Here is a 16,567-nt window from a genome sequence, read left to right as displayed (position 1 = left end):
TCACAGCAGTCCTACGGCGGTGTCCACGGCGGCGGCGACGTCCCCGTCCGCCGGGTACAGCAGGGAGCGGCCGACGACCAGCCCCCGGACGGTGGGCAGTCGCAGCGCCCCCCGCCACTTCTCGTACGCGGCGTCCTGGTCCTCGACGGAGCCGCCGACCTCGCCGCCGAGGAGCACGGCGGGGAGGGTGGAGGTCTCCATGACCTCGGCCATGTCGTCGGGGTCGTCGGTGACCGGCACCTTCAGCCATGTGTAGGCCGAACTGCCGCCCAGCCCCGAGGCGATGGCGATGGACTTGGTGACGGCCTCGGGCGAGAGATCGTTCTTCAGCGTGCCGTCGGGGGCGCGGCGGCTGATGAACGGCTCGACGAACAGGGGCAGTCGGCGGGCCGCCATGTCGTCGATCGCGCGGGCCGTGGTCTCCAGGGTGGTGAGGGAGCCCGGGTCGTCGTAGTCGATGCGCAGCAGCAGTTTGCCCGCGTCGAAGTTCAGGCGCTCGATGTCCTGGGCGCGGTGGCCGGTGAAGCGGTCGTCGAGCTCGAAGACCGCGCCCTGCAGGCCGCCCCGGTTCATCGAGCCCATGACGACCTTGCCGTCGAGGGCGCCGAGGAGGAGCAGGTCGTCGAGGATGTCGGCGGTCGCGAGGACGCCGTCGACGCCAGGGCGGCTCAGCGCGAGGCAGAGGCGGTCGAGCAGGTCGGCGCGGTTGGCCATGGCGAGCCGGTCGCCGCCGGCGCCGAGCGCGCCGCGGGCCGGGTGGTCGGCGGCGACGATCATCAGCCGGCCGGAGTCGTCGATCAGCGGGCGGCGGGGGCGGCGGGCTGCGGCCTCGGCGATCGCCTCGGGATGGCGCGTGCGAAGACGGACGAGCTCGGAGACGTCGACCTTGGGGAGGGTCGCGGTGGCGGAGGCGCCCGAGGCGGCGGCGGTCGCGCCGGGGGCGCTGTCGCCCGGGGCGGGGGTTCGGGGCGCCGGCGGGGCGGCTTCTTCCCTGCGGTCCGCCCTCACCGCACCGCTCCGGCGGTGAGCGCGGCCTCGACCTCGGCCGGGGTCGGCATCGCGGAGGAGCACTCCAGCCGGGAGGCGACGATGGCGCCGGCGGCGTTGGCGTGGCGCATGGTCTTCTCCAGGTCCCAGCCGGCCAGCAGCCCGCGGCACAGGGAGCCGCCGAAGGCGTCGCCCGCGCCGAGGCCGTTGAGGACGTCGACGGGCAGCGGCGGCACCTCGGCCGACTCGCCGTGGCGGTCGACGGCGAGAACGCCCTTGGGCCCCTGCTTGACGACGGCCAGCTCCACGCCGGCGTCCAGCAGGGCCCGCGCCGCGGCGTGCGGTTCGCGCACCCCGGTGGCGATCTCCACCTCGTCCAGGTTGCCGACGGCGACGGTGGTGTGCTTGAGGGCCTCGGCGTAGAAGGGGCGGGCCGCGTCGGGGTCGGTCCAGAACATGGGGCGCCAGTCGAGGTCGAAGACCGTGGTGCCGGCCTTTGCGCGGTGCGCGAGGGCCGCCAGTGTCGCCGTGCGGCTGGGCTCCTCGCTCAGGCCGGTGCCCGTGACCCAGAAGACGCGGGCGTCGCGGACGGCGTCCAGGTCGAGCTCGTGGGCGTCGATCTCCAGGTCGGGCGCCTTGGGCCGGCGGTAGAAGTAGAGCGGGAAGTCGTCCGGCGGGAAGATCTCGCAGAAGGTGAGGGGCGTCGCGAGCCCGGGGACCGAGGTGACCCAGCGGTCGTCGACGCCGAAGCCGCGCAGCGCCTCGTGCAGGTACAGACCGAACGGGTCGTCGCCGGTGCGGGTGATCACCGCGGTGTCCAGGCCGAGACGGGCCGCGGCGACGGCGACGTTCGCGGCCGAGCCGCCGAGGAACTTCCCGAAGGACGTGACCTGCGGGAGCGGCACGCCCGTCTGCAGCGGGTACAGGTCCACCCCGATCCGCCCCATGGTGATCAGGTCGTACGCCATCGAGTTCCCTTCGTGTCGGCCCGCACCCTCGTCGGATGTGTCGCCGGGTGCGCCGCCGTGTCGGCTCTCCACGGCTTTCTAGTCCCGCACGGTGCGCCCTGTCAATGTTTTGTCCAGACATTCGGACCAGGGCCTTGACACCCCTGACGGCCAGACTTCACGCTGACGGCCATGACGTCGTTGTCACCTCAGCCCTCGCCCCAGTCCCCCGCTCCCGGTTCCGGCGCGTCCCGCATCCGGATCGGATCGGCCCCCGACAGTTGGGGCGTCTGGTTCCCGGACGACCCGCAGCAGGTGCCCTGGCGGCGCTTCCTCGACGAGGTCGCGCAGTCCGGTTACGAATGGATCGAGCTGGGCCCCTACGGGTACCTGCCGACCGACCCGGCGATCCTCACCGAGGAGACCGCCGAGCGTGGCCTGAAGGTGTCGGCCGGCACGGTCTTCACCGGGCTGCACCACGGGGAGGCCGTCTGGGAGAAGACCTGGGCGCACGTCGCGGACAACGCGGTGCTCGCGCAGGCCATGGGCGCCTCCCACCTGGTCGTCATCCCGTCCTTCTGGCGGGACGACAAGACCGGCGAGGTGCTGGAGCCGGACACGCTGACGCCCGAGCAGTGGCGCAACCTGACCTCGCTGACCGAGCGGCTGGGCAAGGAGGTGCGGGAGCGGTACGGGTTGCAGATCGTCGTCCACCCGCACGCCGACACCCACATCGACAGCGAGGAGAACGTGGTCCGCTTCCTCGACGGCACCGACTCCGACCTGGTGTCCCTCTGCCTCGACACCGGGCACTACGCGTACTGCGGCGGCGACAGCGTCAAGCTGATCGAGACCTACGGGGAGCGGATCGGCTACCTGCACCTCAAGCAGGTGGACCCGGAGATCCTCGCGGACGTGCGGGCGAAGGGCACGCCGTTCGGCCCCGCCGTCGCGCAGGGCGTGATGTGCGAGCCGCCGTCCGGGGTGCCGGCCCTGGGGCCCGTGCTGGAGGCGGCGCGGAAGCTGGACGTCGACCTGTTCGCGATCGTCGAGCAGGACATGTACCCGTGCGAGCCGGACACCCCGCTGCCGATCGCTCAGCGGACCCGGGCGTTTCTGCGATCCTGCGGGGCGTGAGGGGGCCTCCGGCGGTTTGCCGGGCGTGTGAGGGGGCCTCCGGCGGTTTGCCGGGCGCGTGAGGTTCTGCCGGGGGGTGTTGTTCGGCGGGTGCGGGTTGACTGTGGCCTGTCGCGCAGTTCCCCGCGCCCCTTGGGCGCTGGTGCCGGCGCTTCTTCGGGGGCTGGCCTCCGCGCCCCTTCGGGGCTGGCCCCGTACTCCTTCGGGGCTGGTCGCCGTGCTCCTTCGGGGCTGGGCCCTGCACTTCTTCGGGGTGGCTCGGCTCTGTTACAAAGTCGGGTCTTTGTCACGCATGTCCTTGTTTTGCGGGTGGAGTGTCACAGGCCGTCCACAGCCGTAGCCGCGCCGTCGCCGTGTGTCGTTGGGCGGGCGATGGCTTGGTGATCGTCGACGCAGTGCCGGGCTCCCCCGGGCGGCCTTCCGGCCGCCGCCCCGGCGCGCGCAGGGAGGTGCGGCCCATGACCGACCGACGGCTGTGGTCCTACAAGGAGATCGCGGCGCACATCAGCGTGCAGCCCGACACCGTGCGGTCCTACCGCAAACACGGGCTGCTGCCCGCGCCCGACCACGTGGAGGGCGGTAAACCGTTCTGGTACGCGGACACCGTCCGGGCCTGGGTCGCGTCCCGGCCCGGCAACCGCGGTCGCGGCCAGGGCTGACAGCGAAAAGCGTTCTGTGCCCCGCCTTCGGGTGGGGCACAGTGCTGCCCATGGACTTCACCGTCAAGCCGACTCTCACCGGCGAGAAGACCGTGCTGCGGCCCTTCACCGAGGCCGACGCGGAGACCATGTGGGAGATCATCGGCGACCCCGAGGTGGTCCGCTTCACCTTCCCGGCGAGCGGCGACCTCACCCTGGACAGCGTGCGTTCCTGGTACGCCGGCCGCTCCGCGCAGACCGACCGGCTCGACCTCGCCGTCACCGATCGCGCCACCGGACTCCTCGTGGGCGAGGTCGTCCTGCACGAGTGGGCCCCGGACGCCCGCTCCTGCACCTTCCGCACGCTGATCGGGCCCCAGGGGCGCGGCCGGGGCCTCGGCACCGAGGCGACCCGGCTCATCGTCGGTCACGCCTTCGATCGACTGGGCCTGCATCGCGTGCAGTTGGAGCTGTACGGCGACAACGCACGCGCCCGGCGGGTCTACGAGAAGGTCGGCTTCACGGTCGAGGGCGTGCGGCGGGAAGCCGCGTTCCGGGGCGGGGTGTGGGTGGACGAGGTGCTGATGGCGCTCCTGGACCGGGAGTGGGCCGCCCTCACCGCCACGGCTCGATGACCGTCACTCCCGCTCCCGGCGCCGTCCCCAGCGCGGCCAGCGCCCCCGGCACGGCGTCCAGCCCGATCGTCGACGTCACCAGCAGGTCGGGGCGCAGCACCCCGGCCCGGACCAGTTCCAGCATCTGCGGGTAGGCGTGGGCAGCCATGCCGTGGCTGCCGAGGAGTTCCAGCTCCAGGGCGACCGCTCGGGCCAGCGGGACGGGCGTCGTGCCGTCCGCCGAGGGCAGCAGGCCGACCTGGACGTGCCGGCCGCGGCGGCGCAGGCCGTTCACCGACGCCGCGCAGGTGGCGGGCGAGCCGAGCGCGTCCAGGGAGAGGTGGGCGCCGCCGCCGGTCAGCTCGCGGATCGCCGAAGCGGTGTCCGGCGTCTCCCGCGCGTCCAGGCACACTGTCGCGCCGAACCGCCGCGCCAGGTCCAGGGCCTGCGGGGAGACGTCCACGGCGACCGTCCGCGCCCCGCAGGCCGCGGCGATCATCACCGCCGACAGACCCACTCCGCCGCAGCCGTGCACGGCCACCCACTCCCCCGGCGCCACCCGGCCCTGCCGCACGACCGCCCGGAACGCGGTCGCGAACCGGCAGCCGAGCGAGGCCGCGGTGGCGTACGACAGGTCTTCCGGGATCGCGACCAGGTTCACGTCGGCGTGGTCCAGGGCCACGTACTGGGCGAAGGAGCCCCAGTGGGTGAAACCGGGCTGGGTCTGGCGCTCGCACACCTGGTGGTCCCCCGCCGCGCAGGACGGGCAGGCGCCGCAGCCGCACACGAACGGCACGGTCACCCGGTCGCCCGGACGCCGGCGGGTGACCCGGACGCCCACCTCCTCCACGACACCGGCGAGTTCATGACCGGGGACGTGCGGCAACGTGATGTCGGGGTCGTGGCCCATCCAGCCGTGCCAGTCGCTGCGGCACAGGCCGGTGGCCTCCACGCGCACGACCACTCCGTGCGGGGCGGGCCTCGGGTCGGCCACCTCCCGCACCTCGGCCGGCTCGCCGTACCGCTCGAACACCACAGCCCGCATGCGCCCTCACCCTCGCCTTCGCCGTCGCCGCCCGCAGCGCCCAGGACCACCGGGCTCACCCCGGATCACCGGGACACCGGGACCACCGCGAACGCTAGCCGCGCGCCCCCACCGTGTCGTGCTCGGGTGCGGTCTCGGCGGCCGGGGCCGGTCCTCCCTCGCTGACGCCGAAGCGGGCGTGGAACCGCCGCAGAGGCGCCGGCGCCCACCAGGTCGCCCTGCCCGTGAGCCGCATGATCGCCGGTACCAGGAGGCTGCGGACGACCATCGCGTCCATCAGGACCGCCAGCGCGATGCCCAGGCCGAGCATCTTGGTGTTGGTCACGCGTGAGGTGCCTATCGCGACCATCACCACGGCCAGGATGACGGCCGCGGCGGTGATCAGACCGCCCGTGCGCTGGAGGCCCAGGCGGACCGCCCCTTCGTGGTCCCCCGTGTGGTCGTACTCCTCCTTGATCCGGGAGAGCAGGAAGACGCCGTAGTCCATGGAGAGGCCGAAGGCGACGCAGAACATCAGGACGGGCAGGGTCGTCTCGATGGAGCCGGGGCTGGTGAAGCCCAGGAGGCCGGAGAGATGGCCGTCCTGGAAGACCCAGACCACCGCGCCGAACATCGCCGTCAGGCTGAGCGCGTTCAGCAGAACCGCCTGAAGCGGTATGAGCACGCTGCCCGTGAGCAGGAAGACCAGCAGCAGGGTGACGATCGCGATGACGGCCAGCGCCCAGGGGAGCCGCTCGGCGATCGCGTGCTTGGAGTCGACCAGGACGGCCGCCGTGCCGGTCACCTTGGTGTCGAAGGGAGCGTCGAGGGCGCGCAGGTCGCCGACCAGGCGCTGGGCCAAGTCGCCTACGGCCTCGCCCTCGGGCTGCACCGTGAAGTAGGCGGTGTCGCCCTTCACCAACGGGCCGTCCACCCGGGCCACTTCGGGCAGGGCGGCGACGCGCTGCCCGTACTCCGCGTACTGGGGCGCGCTCGCCCTGCCCTCGGCGAGGACTTCCAGGGCGCCGCCGGGGCTGCCCGGGAAACCGTCCCGGATGTGCTGCTGCACGACGTGGGACTCGGCGGAGGCGGGCAGTTGGCGGTCGTCGGCGGTGCCGAACCTGACGCCCAGGAAGGGCAGGCCGAGGAGGACGAGGACGGCCGTGGTGCCCAGGGCGAAGAAGGGGGCACGGCGCATCACCAGTGTGGCCGTGCGCCCCCAGGCCGCGCCGCCCTCCGGGCCGGTCTCGCCTGCGGGCTTCGCCGCCGGCCCGCGCCTGCGGAACAGGCGGCGCAGGTCCAGGGCGTCGACGCGGTGGCCGAGCAGGATCAGGGCGGCCGGCAGCAGGACCAGGGCCGCCGCGGCGGCCAGCAGCACGACCGCGATGCCCGCGTAGGCGAAGGAGCGCAGGAAGTACTGGGGGAAGACGAGCATCGCCGCGAGGGAGACCGCGACGGTGAGCGCCGAGAACAGCACGGTGCGGCCCGCCGTGCGCAGGGTGGTGGCGATGGCCGTCGGTGGTTCGGCGCCGGTGGCCAGTTCCTCGCGGAAGCGGCGGACGATGAACAGGGCGTAGTCGATGGCGAGTCCGAGGCCGAGGGCAGTGGTGAGGTTCATCGCGAAGATCGAGACGTCGGTGAACTCCGCGAGGCCGCTGAGGACCGCGTTGGTGCCCAGGATGGCGACGATGCCGATACCGAGGGGGAGCAGGGCGGCGACCGCGCTGCCGAAGACCATCACCAGCAGCACCAGGGTGATCGGCAGAGCGATGATCTCGGCGCGGAGGAGGTCCTCCTGGATGGTCGTCTGCATCTCGTGCCGGACGGCGACCATGCCGCCGAGCGTGACCTTCACCGGGCCGTGCGCTCCCCGGTAGGTGGGGGCGATGCGCTCCAGGGTCTCGCCCGTGGTCTTCTCGTCGCCCGTGAGCCGGGCGGCGATCAGCGCCTCATGGCCGTCCTCGGCGCGCAGGGCGGGGGCCCGGCCGGCCGGCGCCTGCCAGTAGGAGCCCACGCCGACGACGCCCTTCTCGGCGGCCAGCCGCTTCACGAGACGGCCGGCTTCGGCGGCGACCGCCGGATCGTCGACCGAGGCCCGGCCGGTGTCGACGAGCAGCAGCAGATTCGGCTGGGAGTCGGGGAACTCGCGCTCCAGGGCCTCGGTCGCGTACGTGGACTGCGCGGCCGGGTCCTGCCAGCCGCCGCTGCCCAGGCGGTCGGCCACCCCGCTGCCGGCCAGCACCGCGAGCGCGGTGAGCACCAGCGCGGCGAGCAGGATCAGCCGGGGGCGCGCGGTCACGCGCCGCGTCCAGCCCCCGACGCGCGGTGGGCCGTCGACTTCGGTCATCGTGCGGTGCCCCTTCACCTTGACTCCCCTACTGGACTCGCTGAACGCGGCGGACGCGCCGCGACCGCGGAGCGCGTCGCGCCCCGGCGGCCCCGAACAGGCAGCATGGATCTGCCACAGCCACAGGCACAGCCATAGACTGGCGAACACGAGATGTCGCTCGCGTTTTACCTCACCCAGAATGCGAGCGACCGCTCGCGTTTGTCAATCGCGTTCGGAGAACTGGGGAAAACGCGTGCCCGAGACCGCGCCCGACACCGCACCCGACGCCGCCGGGAGCCAGGAGAAGGAGCAGCCGCGCCGCCGCCAGGCCCGCGGCGAGCGCCGTATCGCCCAGCTCCTGGAAGCCGCCGCGTCCGTCTTCTGCAGCACCGGCTACACGGCCGCCAGCACCAACGCCATCGCCCGCGAGGCCGGCGTCTCCCCGGGGACGCTCTACCAGTTCTTCCCGAACAAGGAAGCGATCGCCATCGAGCTGGGCGGCCGGCTCATGCACGAGATGCGCGAGACCTACGGCGAGGCGCTCGCCCCGGTCGATCCCGCGACCCCGCTGGAGGAGGCCGTCGGCGCCGCCGTCGACCGCTTCATCGCCTTCAACTGCGAGCACCCGGTGTTCTTCGCCCTGATGCACGGCCCCGACATCCCGGGCCGCGTGGCCGAGCAGCACGACGCGCTGCACACCACGCTGCTCTCCCGGATCGAGGACCTGCTCGCCTCGCTCCTGCCCGACACGCCGCCCGCCGCCCTCACCCGCACCGCCCACATGTGCCTCGGCATCTACAAGTCGGGGCTGGAACTGGTCCTCGGCCACGAGGGCGCCGAGCGGGACGCGTACGTCGAGGAGCTGAAGGACGTGCTCATCCGCTACCTGCGGCCGCTGACGGACGACCGCCCCGGCCAGGACTGAAGAGCCCCTCCGCCTCGCACCGCCCGGGCCGAGGTTCCTTGGAGAAATACCCCCTAGGGGTATAGTGTGGTAAGCGGAGGCCCTCACAGGCCCCCTCAGCCCCACGCCCCAACGAGGAGTAACGACATGACCGCCCACACCGACACCCCGGGCTCCGTCACCACCGTCTTCAAGGTGAGCGGCATGAGCTGCGGCCACTGCGAGGGCGCCGTCTCCGGCGAGATCTCGGAGATTCCCGGCGTCAGCTCGGTGCAGGCCGTCGCCTCCAGCGGCGAGGTCACCGTCGTCTCCGCCGACGCGCTGGACGAGGAGGCCGTGCGCGCCGCCGTCGACGAGGCGGGCTTCGAACTGGTCGGCCGCGCCTGAGACGCCCCTCCCCGGGCACCCGTTCCCGCGGCGCCCGCTCCCCGGGCGCCACACCCCGAGCCCCCTTGAGCTCCCCGGGCCGCCTCGGGCGCTCCCCCCCTCGCCCTCCCCCGCACCGGGCCGCACCGACCGCGTCGCCGGGTCCGTACGGCCCGTTCGCTCTCTGGAGTACGGACATGTCCAGCACCACAGCCACAGGGACCCCGATAGCCGGCGCCACCAGCCTTCCCGACGGGGGCGCAACCACGGAGGTCGAGCTGCTCATCGGCGGGATGACCTGCGCCTCCTGCGCGGCCCGCGTGGAGAAGAAGCTCAACCGCATGGACGGCGTCACCGCCACGGTCAACTACGCCACGGAGAAGGCGAAGATCGCCTACCCCGCCGGGACCGAGGTCGCCGACCTGATCGCCACCGTCGTGAAGACCGGGTACACCGCCGAGGAGCCCGCGCCCCCCGCCCCGGACCCCGAGCGGGCGGACGAGGCCCCGGCCGACCCCGAACTGGCCGCGCTGCGCGGCCGGCTCGTCGTCTCCGCCCTCCTCGCCGCGCCCGTCGTGCTGCTCGCGATGGTCCCGGCGCTGCAGTTCGACAACTGGCAGTGGCTGTCGCTCACCTTGGCCTCGCCCGTGGTGGTGTGGGGCGCCCTGCCGATCCACCGGTCGGCGTGGACGAATCTGCGGCACGGCGCCTCCACCATGGACACGCTCGTCTCGGTCGGCACCCTGGCCGCGTTCGGCTGGTCGCTGTGGGCGCTGTTCTTCGGCGACGCGGGCATGGACGGCATGCGGCACCCCTTCGAGCTGACCGTCTCGCGGACGGACGGCGCGTCGGCGATCTATCTGGAGGTCGCCGCGGGAGTCACCGCCTTCATCCTCCTCGGCCGCTATCTGGAGGCCCGCTCCAAGCGCCGCGCGGGAGCGGCGCTGCGGGCGCTGATGGAGCTGGGCGCCAAGGACGTCGCCGTGCTGCGGGACGGGCGCGAGGTGCGCATCCCGGTGGACCGCCTGGCCGTCGGGGACCGGTTCGTCGTACGGCCCGGCGAGAAGATCGCCACCGACGGGACCGTCGTCGAGGGCGTGTCCGCGGTCGACGCGTCGATGCTGACCGGCGAGTCCGTCCCGGTGGACGTCGGACCGGGCGACGCCGTCACCGGCGCCACCGTCAACGCCGGCGGGCGGCTCGTCGTCGAGGCCGCCCGGATCGGCGCCGACACCCGGCTCGCGCGGATGGCGCGGCTGGTCGAGGACGCGCAGAACGGCAAGGCCGAGGTGCAGCGGCTGGCCGACCGGGTCGCCGGGGTCTTCGTCCCCGTGGTGCTGCTGATCGCGGCGGCGACCTTCGGGACGTGGCTCGCGCTCACCGGGGACACCGCGGCCGCGTTCACGGCGGCGGTCGCCGTGCTGATCATCGCGTGCCCGTGCGCCCTGGGGCTCGCCACGCCCACCGCGCTGCTGGTGGGGACGGGGCGCGGCGCCCAGCTGGGCATCCTCATCAAGGGGCCGGAGGTCCTGGAGAACACGCGGCGCGTGGACACCGTCGTCCTGGACAAGACGGGCACGGTGACCACCGGCCGGATGACCCTCCACGAGGTGTACGCCGCCGAGGGCGTCGACGAGAAGCAGCTGCTGCGGCTCGCGGGCGCCCTGGAGCACGCCTCCGAGCACCCGGTCGCCCGCGCGGTGGCCGCGGGCGCGGAGGAGCGGGCCGGGCGGCTGCCGGCGGCCGAGCACTTCGAGAACGTGCCAGGGCGTGGCGTACGCGGGCGCGTGGAGGGCCACGAGGTGGCCGTGGGGCGGCTCGCCGAGCACGCCGGGAGTCTCCCGGCGGAGCTGGCCCGCGCCAAGGACGAGGCCGAGCGGGGCGGACGCACCGCGGTCGTCGTCGGCTGGGACGGGGCCCCGCGCGGGGTGCTCGCGGTCGCCGACGCGGTGAAGGACACCAGCGCCGAGGCGGTACGGCGGCTGCGCGCACTGGGGCTCACGCCGGTGCTGCTGACCGGCGACAACCGGGCGGTGGCCGAGGCGGTGGCCGCACAGGTCGGGATCGACGAGGTGGTGGCCGAGGTGCTGCCGGAGGAGAAGGTCGCCGTCGTCGAGCGGCTGCAGCGCGAGGGGCGGGTCGTCGCGATGGTCGGCGACGGCGTCAACGACGCGGCCGCGCTCGCCACGGCCGATCTGGGCCTGGCCATGGGGACAGGCACGGACGCGGCGATCGAGGCGGGCGATCTCACCCTGGTCCGCGGTGACCTGCGGGTCGCCGCGGACGCCATCCGGCTCTCCCGGCGGACCCTCTCCACGATCAAGGGGAACCTGGTGTGGGCCTTCGGGTACAACGTGGCCGCGCTGCCGCTGGCCGCGGCGGGGCTGCTGAACCCGATGCTGGCCGGGGCGGCGATGGCCTTCTCGTCGGTGTTCGTGGTGACGAACAGTCTGCGGCTGCGGACGTTCCGCTGACACGACCGGGGCGACCCCGGAAGTTACCCACGGTTAGGCCAACTCGAAACAACAGTCCCCCTGGAGTCCGGCGCGAGCCTCACATAAGCTCTTCACAAGGCTCGCGCATCATCCTTACGCTTGGGCCTCGGTCGCTGTATCCGGGCTCTTGCGCATCTTTCAGGACATACGCAAGAGACACAGATCACAGTGATGCGAACGTAACCATCGAAGGGGTTCGACGGTCTAAGTTGACGATGTCAGCAAGCGTCTTGGGGGGCGCGACCTGACATCTGGGGATGTCTTGGGGGACTTCCTCAGAGATGCGTTGCCGGGGCACGCACACCGGGAAGCTTTGAGCGGCCCTCCCAGCGTGCGTTGTCCCGGCAGACCGCACACGGCAGGAGTACGGCGAGTTCCGCTCGTTCTGCTCAACTCCCGTCGGCACGACAACCGCATATCGGCATCAGCGATTCAGGCGCTGTGTCCTCACAAGCGCCCGGCCGGATCCCGTGGGGGGAATCCGCACCGGGACATGGGAAGGCGCCCTGGTCGTCGGCCCGTGGGGGGACCGGCGCACCAGGGCGCCTTCTGTATGCACCGACACGCAAAGGAGCCGCCCTGACGGACGGCTCCCGCTTCACTCCGGTTCGGCAGCACCCCTGGGGGCGCGGGGAACTGCGCGACCAGCCACGACGGCGCCGCGGACGATCAAACAGTGCGCTCGGCCCGCCGCCGACCGAAGCCTCGCGGCCCGGCCGGCACAGCCACCGCGCTCAGCCCCGCAGGACTCAGCGCTCCTCGACCGGGACGAAGTCCCGCTCCACCACTCCGGTGTAGATCTGGCGGGGACGGCCGATGCGGGAGCCGGGCTCCTTGATCATCTCGTGCCACTGGGCGATCCAGCCCGGGAGGCGGCCCAGGGCGAACAGGACCGTGAACATCTCGGTCGGGAAGCCCATGGCCCGGTAGATCAGGCCGGTGTAGAAGTCGACGTTCGGGTAGAGGCTGCGCGAGACGAAGTAGTCGTCGGAGAGCGCGTGCTCCTCCAGCTTCAGCGCGATGTCCAGCAGCTCGTCGGACTTGCCGAGGGCGGACAGCACGTCGTGCGCGGCGGCCTTGATGATCTTGGCGCGCGGGTCGAAGTTCTTGTAGACCCGGTGGCCGAAGCCCATCAGGCGGACGCCGTCCTCCTTGTTCTTCACCTTGCGGATGAAGGTGTCGACGTCGCCGCCGGAGTCGCGGATGCCTTCCAGCATCTCCAGCACCGACTGGTTGGCGCCGCCGTGCAGCGGGCCCCAGAGCGCGTTGATGCCGGCGGAGATCGAGGCGAACATGTTCGCCTGCGAGGAGCCGACCAGGCGGACGGTGGAGGTCGAACAGTTCTGCTCGTGGTCCGCGTGCAGGATGAGCAGCTTGTCCAGGGCGGACACGACGACCGGGTCGAGCTCGTACTCCTGCGCGGGGACCGAGAAGGTCATGCGCAGGAAGTTCTCGACGTAGCCGAGGTCGTTGCGCGGGTAGACGAACGGGTGACCGATCGACTTCTTGTACGCGTACGCCGCGATCGTCGGAAGCTTGGCGAGCAGCCGGATGGTCGAGAGGTTGCGCTGCTTCTCGTCGAACGGGTTGTGGCTGTCCTGGTAGAAGGTGGACAGCGCGGAGACGACCGAGGACAGCATGGCCATCGGGTGGGCGTCGCGCGGGAAGCCCCGGTAGAAGTTCTTGACGTCCTCGTGCAGCAGGGTGTGCTGCGTGATGTCGTTCTTGAACGAGGAGAGCTCGTCGACGGTGGGCAGCTCACCGTTGATCAGCAGGTAGGCCACCTCCAGGAAGGTGGAGCGCTCGGCCAGCTGCTCGATCGGGTAGCCGCGGTACCGCAGGATGCCGGCCTCGCCGTCGAGGTAGGTGACGGCGGATTTATAGGCGGCGGTGTTGCCGTATCCGCTGTCCAGGGTCACCAGACCGGTCTGAGCGCGGAGCTTCCCGATGTCGAAGCCCTTGTCGCCGACGGTGCTGTCGATCACCGGGTAGGTGTACTCGCCGTCGCCGTACCGCAGTACTACAGCGTTGTTGGTGTGCTCGCTCACGTCATCCCTCACCGACGTTGTGCCTCTTCTTCGAGGTTGCCCTGACTGTCTCTACCATCCCCCATTTGGCGCAGGAGAGTGCACTCGGGGTCGACCATTGGGCTTGCCGACGGCACTCAGTGCCGCCAACTTGCTCATCCTGCCGTCTGCGTCACGCTTGCGGAAGTGCTCTGTGACCTTCACGACTCATTTGATCGATCATTTTTCACCGTGCCTCCACCGAGGCCTCAGCAAGGGCTTGCCACCGGGCTGCGAGGCGAGGTCACGAGCCCGCGAGACGAAAGTCGAGCGCCGTGCAGCGACGCCCCGCCGACACCGTGCGCACGGCCTGGCCGATCGCCTTGCGCGAACCGACGAGGACGACCAGCCGCTTGGCCCGGGTCACCGCCGTGTACAGCAGGTTCCGCTGCAGCATCATCCATGCCCCGGTGGTGACGGGGATCACCACGGCGGGATATTCACTTCCCTGTGAACGGTGGATGGTGACCGCGTACGCGTGGGCCAGTTCGTCCAGTTCGTCGAACTCGTACGGCACCTCCTCGTCCTCGTCCGTCACCACCGTGAGGCGCTGGTCGACCGGATCGAGCGCGGTGACCACGCCCACCGTGCCGTTGAAGACACCGTTCTCCCCCTTCTCGTAATTGTTGCGGATCTGGGTGACCTTGTCGCCGACGCGGAAGACCCGGCCGCCGAACCGCTTCTCGGGCACATCGGGGCGGCCCGGCGTGATGGCCTGCTGGAGCAGCCCGTTGAGGGCGCCGGCGCCGGCGGGTCCACGGTGCATGGGGGCCAGCACCTGGACGTCACGGCGCGGGTCGAGCCCGAACTTGGCCGGGATGCGGCGGGCGGCCACGTCCACGGTGAGCCGGCCGGCCTCCTCCGTGTCGTCCTCGACGAAGAGGAAGAAGTCCTTCATGCCGTCGGTGAGCGGATGCTGACCGGCGTTGATCCGGTGGGCGTTGGTCACCACGCCGGACTGCTGGGCCTGGCGGAACACACGCGTCAGGCGCACCGCGGGAACGGGACCGCCCTCGGCGAGCAGATCGCGCAACACCTCGCCCGCGCCGACGCTGGGCAACTGGTCGACGTCCCCGACGAAGAGCAGGTGAGCGCCCGGCGGAACGGCCTTCACCAGCTTGTTGGCGAGCAGCAGGTCCAGCATCGAGGCCTCGTCGACGACCACCAGATCGGCGTCGAGCGGGCGGTCGCGGTCATATGCCGCGTCGCCGCCGGGCTTGAGCTCCAGCAGGCGGTGGACGGTCGAGGCCTCGGCACCGGTCAACTCGGCCAGCCGCTTGGCGGCGCGACCGGTCGGGGCGGCGAGCACGACCTTCGCCTTCTTCGCGCGGGCCAGCTCCACGACCGAGCGGACGGTGAAGGACTTGCCGCAGCCGGGGCCGCCGGTGAGCACGGCGACCTTCTCGGTGAGCGCCAGCCTGACGGCGGCCTGCTGCTCGGGCGCGAGGTCGGCCCCGGTGCGACCCTTCAGCCACGCCAGCGCCTTGTCCCAGTCCACCTCACGGAAGCCCGGCATCCGGTCCTCGCCGGTGCGCAGCAGACGGGACAGCTGGGCGGAGAGGGAGAGTTCGGCGCGGTGGAACGGGACGAGGTAGACGGCGCTGACCTCCTCACCGCCGTCGGGGCCGGGCACCTTCTCGCGTACGACACCGGGTTCGCCGGAGTCCTCGTCCGGCTGGGACAGCTCGGCGAGGCACTCGATGACGAGCCCGGTGTCGACCTGGAGGAGCTTGACCGCGTCGGCGATGAGCCGTTCCTCGGGCAGATAGCAGTGCCCCTGGTCGGCGGACTGCGAAAGGGCGTACTGCAGGCCCGCCTTGACGCGCTCGGGACTGTCGTGCGGGATGCCGACCGACTGGGCGATCTTGTCGGCGGTGAGGAAGCCGATGCCCCACACGTCGGCGGCCAGCCGGTAGGGGTGGTTCTTCACGACGGAGATCGAGGCGTCGCCGTACTTCTTGTAGATGCGCACCGCGATGGAGGTGGAGACCTCGACGGTCTGGAGGAAGAGCATGACCTCCTTGATCGCCTTCTGCTCCTCCCATGCGTCGGCGATCTTCCTGGTGCGCTTGGGGCCGAGCCCCGGCACCTCGACGAGGCGCTTAGGCTCCTCTTCGATGATCTTCAGGGTGTCGGTGCCGAAGTGCTGGGTGATGCGGTCGGCGAACACCGGGCCGATGCCTTTGACCAGGCCGGAGCCCAGGTAGCGGCGGATGCCCTGGACGGTGGCGGGCAGGACGGTCGTGTAGTTCTCGACGGTGAACTGCTTGCCGTACTGCGGGTGGGAGCCCCAGCGGCCCTCCATGCGCAGGGACTCCCCCACCTGCGCGCCGAGGAGCGCGCCGACGACCGTGAGAAGGTCGCCGGCTCCCCGGCCGGTGTCCACGCGCGCGACCGTGTAGCCGTTCTCCTCGTTGGCGTACGTGATGCGCTCGAGCACGCCTTCCAACGTCGCCAACCGGCGGTCCGACTCTGCCTCTTGCCTGGACATGATCCGACGGTACCGGCCGGCTCTGACAGCGTGAGCGGCTCCCGCCCTTCAGCCCGATCACCGGCTTGTCAAAACCATGTGATCCGCTCGAGCATGCCTTCGAGCGTGGCCAGTCGCCGCTCTCCCGCCTGGGAGGCCCCCGCCTTGTCGGACATGATCCGACGGTACCGCCCGGCACCGACAGGGCGGGCCGCCCGCCGGCGCCGGGCGGCCGGGTCAGTTCTCCGTGATCGTCACACAGGTGCCGACCACATACCCGGTGACGCCGCTTCTCGTGACCTTCACCCAGCGCTTGCTGACGATGTCGCACTTCTCGTACGAGGCGCTGCCGTAGTACATGGTGCAGGACGCGGACGCGCTCTGACCCCTGTTGAGCTGGGCGAGAGCCGTGCCGCCCGTGCTCGTCGTGGACCGGATGACCACCGTCTCCAGGGCTTTGGCCGTGCACCCCGCGGCGGCCGCCGGCCCGGCGACGACGAACGAGGTCCCGACCAGGCCGGCGGCCCCCATGGCCACACCGAGTATCCGAGCTGCGCGCATAGCTGATTGCTCCCCTATGGATTGGCGCG

The 16,567-nt window shown here is 71.7% G+C and carries 13 protein-coding genes; 6 read left to right on the top strand and 7 right to left on the bottom strand.

The features are described from left to right. Together ACIRS4_RS26755 and iolC are read right to left on the bottom strand one after the other, a co-directional pair. Complete coding sequence (locus tag ACIRS4_RS26755; RefSeq protein ID WP_404200956.1) at nt 1–837, bottom strand: deoxyribose-phosphate aldolase; 837 nt, start codon at nt 835–837, stop codon at nt 1–3. A 167-nt stretch (nt 838–1,004) separates the two neighbouring features. Beyond that, the gene (iolC, locus tag ACIRS4_RS26750; protein ID WP_404200800.1) at nt 1,005–1,955 is read right to left on the bottom strand and encodes a 5-dehydro-2-deoxygluconokinase; all 951 of its coding nucleotides are present in this window, start codon (nt 1,953–1,955) and stop codon (nt 1,005–1,007) included. A gap of 171 nt (nt 1,956–2,126) precedes the next feature. On the opposite strand from iolC, the gene ACIRS4_RS26745 reads away from it, so the two are divergent. From ACIRS4_RS26745 to ACIRS4_RS26735, 3 genes are all read left to right on the top strand, one after another. Then, complete coding sequence (locus ACIRS4_RS26745) at nt 2,127–3,071, top strand: sugar phosphate isomerase/epimerase family protein (RefSeq protein WP_404200798.1); 945 nt, start codon at nt 2,127–2,129, stop codon at nt 3,069–3,071. A 458-nt stretch (nt 3,072–3,529) separates the two neighbouring features. Then, a complete protein-coding gene (locus ACIRS4_RS26740; RefSeq protein ID WP_130436688.1) occupies nt 3,530–3,730 on the top strand; it encodes an AlpA family transcriptional regulator in 201 nt (66 codons plus the stop codon). Between the two features lie 50 nt (nt 3,731–3,780). Then, nucleotides 3,781–4,344 (top strand): GNAT family N-acetyltransferase, encoded by a 564-nt coding sequence (locus ACIRS4_RS26735; RefSeq protein ID WP_404200796.1) that lies wholly within the window; start codon nt 3,781–3,783, stop codon nt 4,342–4,344. On the opposite strand, the gene ACIRS4_RS26730 is transcribed toward ACIRS4_RS26735, so the two are convergent. Together ACIRS4_RS26730 and ACIRS4_RS26725 are read right to left on the bottom strand one after the other, a co-directional pair. Next, complete coding sequence (locus ACIRS4_RS26730) at nt 4,325–5,368, bottom strand: zinc-dependent alcohol dehydrogenase family protein (protein ID WP_404200794.1); 1,044 nt, start codon at nt 5,366–5,368, stop codon at nt 4,325–4,327. The two genes, ACIRS4_RS26735 and ACIRS4_RS26730, sit on opposite strands and share 20 nt — an antisense overlap. Nucleotides 5,369–5,462: 94 nt before the next feature. After that, on the bottom strand, nt 5,463–7,694 hold the full coding sequence (locus tag ACIRS4_RS26725; RefSeq protein WP_404200792.1) for an MMPL family transporter: 2,232 nt from the start codon (nt 7,692–7,694) through the stop codon (nt 5,463–5,465). Between the two features lie 181 nt (nt 7,695–7,875). On the opposite strand from ACIRS4_RS26725, the gene ACIRS4_RS26720 reads away from it, so the two are divergent. The 3 genes from ACIRS4_RS26720 (at nt 7,876) to ACIRS4_RS26710 (ending at nt 11,420) form a co-directional block, all read left to right on the top strand. After that, nucleotides 7,876–8,601 carry a TetR/AcrR family transcriptional regulator gene (locus ACIRS4_RS26720; RefSeq protein WP_404200790.1) on the top strand — a complete coding sequence of 242 codons (726 nt, stop codon included), beginning with the start codon at nt 7,876–7,878 and terminating at the stop codon, nt 8,599–8,601. Nucleotides 8,602–8,727: 126 nt separating this feature from the next. Further along, nucleotides 8,728–8,967 carry a heavy-metal-associated domain-containing protein gene (locus ACIRS4_RS26715; protein ID WP_404200788.1) on the top strand — a complete coding sequence of 80 codons (240 nt, stop codon included), beginning with the start codon at nt 8,728–8,730 and terminating at the stop codon, nt 8,965–8,967. Between the two features lie 176 nt (nt 8,968–9,143). Continuing rightward, on the top strand, nt 9,144–11,420 hold the full coding sequence (locus tag ACIRS4_RS26710) for a heavy metal translocating P-type ATPase (RefSeq protein ID WP_404200786.1): 2,277 nt from the start codon (nt 9,144–9,146) through the stop codon (nt 11,418–11,420). Nucleotides 11,421–12,190: 770 nt separating this feature from the next. Here ACIRS4_RS26710 and ACIRS4_RS26705 read toward each other — a convergent pair. From ACIRS4_RS26705 to ACIRS4_RS26695, 3 genes are all read right to left on the bottom strand, one after another. Then, nucleotides 12,191–13,489, bottom strand: coding sequence for a citrate synthase (locus ACIRS4_RS26705; RefSeq protein WP_404200784.1), 1,299 nt, complete (start codon nt 13,487–13,489; stop codon nt 12,191–12,193). Nucleotides 13,490–13,751: 262 nt separating this feature from the next. Continuing rightward, complete coding sequence (locus ACIRS4_RS26700) at nt 13,752–15,998, bottom strand: ATP-dependent RecD-like DNA helicase (RefSeq protein WP_404200782.1); 2,247 nt, start codon at nt 15,996–15,998, stop codon at nt 13,752–13,754. A gap of 216 nt (nt 15,999–16,214) precedes the next feature. Then, complete coding sequence (locus ACIRS4_RS26695) at nt 16,215–16,538, bottom strand: hypothetical protein (RefSeq protein ID WP_404200780.1); 324 nt, start codon at nt 16,536–16,538, stop codon at nt 16,215–16,217. Nucleotides 16,539–16,567: the final 29 nt, after the last annotated feature.

This window comes from Streptomyces sp. NPDC101166 (assembly GCF_044768125.1).
In the GTDB taxonomy this organism is placed as follows: domain Bacteria; phylum Actinomycetota; class Actinomycetes; order Streptomycetales; family Streptomycetaceae; genus Streptomyces.
The sequence above is the reverse complement of the archived record's forward strand: the minus strand, read 5'-3'. Positions and strand labels throughout refer to the sequence as shown.